The organism is Frankia tisae, assembly GCF_025403405.1.
Lineage (GTDB): Bacteria > Actinomycetota > Actinomycetes > Frankiales > Frankiaceae > Frankia > Frankia tisai.
Genome location: NZ_JANEZT010000458.1, coordinates 1 through 4,525, shown reverse-complemented (window position 1 = coordinate 4,525; position 4,525 = coordinate 1). Strand labels below are relative to the sequence as shown.

Below are 4,525 nucleotides of genomic sequence, written 5' to 3'. Positions count from 1 at the left end.
CGCCAGCAGCCCCCACCCCGGCGCCCCACCACTCGCTGTCTCAGGACCCGCTGTCTCAGGAACCGCTGCCGCACGCTGCACTGGCCGGCGCGGCCGGGCTGGCGAGCGCCGGCGTCGCGGGTCCGGGGGGTGCAACCGCAGGGGGGGACGCGACCACAGACAGGAGCGCTGCCCACGCGGCGGGTCCGATCGCCCCGGCGACCGGCGGTAATCCGGCGACCGGCGGTGATCGGGCGGCCGGCGCGGGACCGAGCAGCCCGGTTGCGCCGCTCGAACGCGACGACCCACGGGAACTTGTCCACGTCGAGCTGCTGGGCCGGCTCGGCGAAGGCGGGATGGGCACCGTCTATCTCGGGCGGGGCCGTCCCGGGGTGATCGGATACGCGGGCCGGCTCGTCGCGGTCAAGGTCATCCGGCCGGATCTGGCCCGGGTGCCCGAGTTCCGGGCGCGGTTCCGGCGCGAGGCGGACATCGCCCGCCGGGTGGCCCGGTTCTGCACCGCCGAGGTACTCGACGTCGTCGATCCACCGGACGGGCTGCCCTACCTCGTCACCGAGTACATCGACGGGTTGACCCTCGCGCAGAGCGTGTCCGCGGAGGGCCCGCTGCGCTCGGCCGACCTGGAACGCCTCGCGGTGAGCGTCGCGGCGGCACTGACGTCGATCCACGGCGCGGGTCTCGTGCACCGCGATCTCAAACCGTCCAACGTGCTGCTGTCCTCCCTCGGCCCCCGGGTGATCGACTTCGGGATCGCGCGGGCACTGGATGCCCAGACGATGCTGAGCCAGGAGATCCAGCGGGTCGGTACCCCGGCATTCATGGCGCCGGAGCAGGCCAACGGCGAACCCGTCTCGGCGGCGGCGGACGTGTTCGCCTGGGGCGGCCTCGTCACCTACGCGGGCACCGGGTCATTCCCGTTCGGCGACGGCCCGACGCCCGTCCAGCTCTACCGGGTCGTGCACCGCGAACCGCTGCTCGACGGCCTCGATCCGGCGCTGCGCCCGATCGTCGAGGTGGCCATGCGCAAGGATCCGGCCGCCCGGCCGACCGCACAGGAGCTGTTCCTGCGCCTGGTGGGGATGGGACCATCGACTCATCCCGATCCGGACGTGACCCGCGTCATCCGCTCCGCGGCGCCGGTCCTGGCCCCGCCTCAGCGCATCGGGGTGGACGGAGACGGACCGGCAGCCGGCGCCGGGCCGACCGGGTGGCCGCGGCTGCGGTCACGGTCTGCCGACGCCGCCCCGCCCGGGACCTCTGCCGGACGGGCGTGGCCGCCGCCGGCCGCGCAAGACCAGGCTTCGCCCGCCGTCGGCGCCGGTCCCAACGCCCCGGCCACCGGCGACCGGGAGACCGCAGGTCCGGCCCAGGGCACTCGGGCACCAGGCGAGCGGGCACCAGGCGAGCCGAGGCCGGGCGAGCCGCGCAGAGGCGGCGGCGGTCACCGGGAGCAGCGAACCCTCGCAGACGGGCTGGAGCCGAAAGATTCAGGCGCCGGTCTGGCCGGCGCAGGCGAGGAGGACGACCCCGGGGCCCCGAGCCGCCACGGTCGGTGGAACCGGCGGCGCATCGCGCTGCTCGCCGCGCCCATCCTCGCGGTGCTGCTCATCGCGGCGTTGATGCCGCTTGCGCTGACCACAGGCGGCGGCCAGCGGCCAAGCCGGGAGGAGACGGCGGCGCGCGTGGCGCTGGCCGCCGAGGCCGTGCGCAACTCCGACGCGGATCTCGCCGCCCGGCTGTCACTGGCCGCCTACCGCATCAGCCCGGTGCGCGAGGCCCGTGCCGCGCTGCGCACCTCCTTCGCCGCGGCGACCGCCAGCGTCCTCGGAGGGCACACCGAATCCGCGCTCGGCGTCGGCATCAGCCCGAACGGGCGGCTACTCGCCTCGGCCGGTGCGGACAACCTCGTCCAGCTGTGGGACATCTCCGACCGGACCCATCCGGTGAAGCTGTCGACCCTGACCCGGCACACGTCCTGGGTGCTCGACGCCGCGTTCAGCCCGGACGGGCGGACGCTGGCCACCGTCAGCTACGACCGGTCGGCGATCCTGTGGGACATCAGCGACCCCCGCCATCCCGTCGAGCTCGCCACCATCCTCGGGCACAACGGCTGGGTGCTCGACGCCGCGTTCAGCCCGGACGGGCGGATACTCGCCACCTCCGGCTACGACAACACCGCCCGGCTGTGGGACGTGACCGATCCGCGCCATCCCAGCGCACTGTCGGTGCTGGACCGCCACACCAGCTGGGTGAACGAGGTCGCCTTCAGTCCCGACGGCCATCTGCTGGCCACCGCAAGCGCCGACCGGACGGCCCGGCTCTGGGACATCACCGACCCGCGCCGGCCGCGGCCGCTGGCCGCCATCACCGCGCACACCGACTACGTGTGGACGGTCGCGTTCAGTCCCGACGGGCGGCGGCTGGCCACCGGCGCCTACGACGGCACGGCCCGCATCTGGGACATCACCGATCCGTCCCGCCCCGCGGCGACCGCGTCGTTCCCCGCCGACGAGAAGTGGGTGTTCGACCTGGCCTTCAGCCCGGACGGCAAGACGCTCGCCACGGCCGGCTGGGACACCACCGTGCACCTGTGGGACGTTTCCGGGACCGGCCGCCCGGCGTCGGTCGGCACGATCAACGGGCACGGCGACTGGATCCAGGCCCTCGCGTGGACGCCGGACGGCAACGCCATCGCTACCGCCAGCGACGACTACACCGTGCGGATCAGCCGGATCGACGACGCCAGCCTCATCGCCGCCGCCTGCGCCGACCCGTCGAAGCAGATCGACGACACCGAATGGCAGCGGCACATCGCCGACGTCCCCTACCAGCCGGTCTGCTGACCGCGGGGCCGGCCGTCAGGGCCGGTGGTGGCCGAGGACGGCCGTGTAGAAGTACCCGGGCGGCCGGCCATGGTCCTACCCTCGCGGGGGAACGTCTGGACCGTTCGGGCCACCCCGTGACGAGGCGCTCGGTCGGCGACGCAGGGCGGGCAGGGCGGTCCGGCCGGTGCCGGTGTCGGCGATCCGGGTCTGCACCCGTGCCAGCCGCTCCTGCCCGGTCGGGCTCAGCCGGGACCGCAGTGCCAAGCCCGCAATCCGGGCGACCTGCATGAGCCTCGGCTCGTCGACGTCGGCGGCCGTCCGGTGGCCGTGGACGGCGCGCTCGGCGTCCTCTGCCTCGCGCCGGCGCAGCTCGGCGAGCTCGTGCTCAAGCTGGCCGATGCGGTGCAGGTGCTCCAGTTCGAGGGCGGCGAGCCGGCTGCGCTCGTCGTCGAGCCGGGACCACTCCCGCTGCCGCGCACGAGCCACCGCCGCCGCCGCGTCCTGCAACCGCAGCACGTGCAGGTACAGGTCGACGCGGTTGCGCTCCAGCCGGGACAGCAGGCGGTTGGAGACCCACGGCGCCAGCAGGTCGGCGATCCGGCGTGCCCACGGCGCCCGACGGTCGACGATCACGCCCAGGCCGAAGATCGGCGCGACTGTGAAGAACCGCAGGTCGGAGTGCTCGGCGACGAAGTCCTCGATCGCCGTGCGCACCCCGTTGCGGGGCCCGCCCTCGGCCAGCGCCCAGGCGAACGCCCCCATCCCGCGAAAACCGCCGCGGACCACCCCGGGATCGTCGATCTCGACGCCGACGTCCCACGAGTGCGGCTGGCGGGCGTCCGCGGGCACCCGGTCCGGGTTGTAGTACTGGTCGCGCCGCCCCGCCGGCCAGCCGACGTCGTGCAGGACCACCAGCGGGAAGTAGGAGCGGCTGAACCGGGCGACCGCGTCGGCGATCGCCGTGAGCTCGCCGTGCACGGTGGCGTAGTTGTGATCACCGTCGATGAGGTAGGCGTCGGTCGGCGCGTGGCCGTCGAGGGCCTGCGGGCTGTAACCGCGGATGACCTGCACGTCGAGCCCGCCGCCCGAGACAGGGGCCACGCCCGGGTCCGGGTCGACGACGACCAGTCGGCCACCGCCGCCGCCGCGGAGCAGCTTGACGAGCAGGGCGGTGGTCACCCCGCTCTCCGAACCGATCTCGGCCACGCTGCGCGCGCCGGACGCCTCGATCAGCGGCACCCAGATCTCCCGCAGGTCGGACAAGGAGTGCAGCAGCAACGGCGCCAGCGTCGGCTCCGCGGCGTCGCCCGTGTCGAGAGCGTGCCCGTCCTGGCGAACGAGATCAGACCCGGCCCCCGGCCCACCGAGCCCGTCCCCCGCGACATCTCCTTCTGGGAGATCGCTCCCCAGAAGGTCTCTCCCAGAGAGATCTCCCCCTGGGAGGTCGCTCTCGGCGGGATCGCTCTCGGCGGGATCGCTCTCGGCGGGATCGCTCTCGGCGGCGATGGCCGCGAGTTCGGCAAAGCTGTCCCGGACGGCGCCGTGCTCCTCCGGATCGACCGACCCGGGCCTTGCCGTGGGACCGGTGCCGGTCTCGGCGGCGCACGGAGCCTGTCTCGTATACACATCTCCGAGCCCACGAGACTAGCGCTCATCTCGTATGCCGTCCTCTGCATGAAAAAAAAAACCTCACCCTTGCC

The 4,525-nt window shown here is 73.9% G+C and carries 2 protein-coding genes; one reads left to right on the top strand and one right to left on the bottom strand.

Annotated elements, in window-relative coordinates; translation table 11 throughout:
• Positions 1–335 precede the first annotated feature (335 nt).
• On the top strand, positions 336–2,843 hold the full coding sequence (locus tag NBZ85_RS27975) for a protein kinase domain-containing protein (protein WP_261560282.1): 2,508 nt from the start codon (positions 336–338) through the stop codon (positions 2,841–2,843).
• A gap of 75 nt (positions 2,844–2,918) precedes the next feature.
• Here NBZ85_RS27975 and NBZ85_RS27970 read toward each other — a convergent pair whose 3' ends face one another.
• The gene (locus tag NBZ85_RS27970; RefSeq protein ID WP_261562980.1) at positions 2,919–4,451 is read right to left on the bottom strand and encodes a class I SAM-dependent methyltransferase; all 1,533 of its coding nucleotides are present in this window, start codon (positions 4,449–4,451) and stop codon (positions 2,919–2,921) included.
• Positions 4,452–4,525 lie beyond the last annotated feature (74 nt).

Bases quoted from the DNA above. Each gene is read 5' to 3' on its own strand.
- NBZ85_RS27975 (WP_261560282.1), top strand. From the start codon at position 336: ATGGGCACCGTCTATCTCGGGCGGGGCCGTCCCGGGGTGATCGGATAC.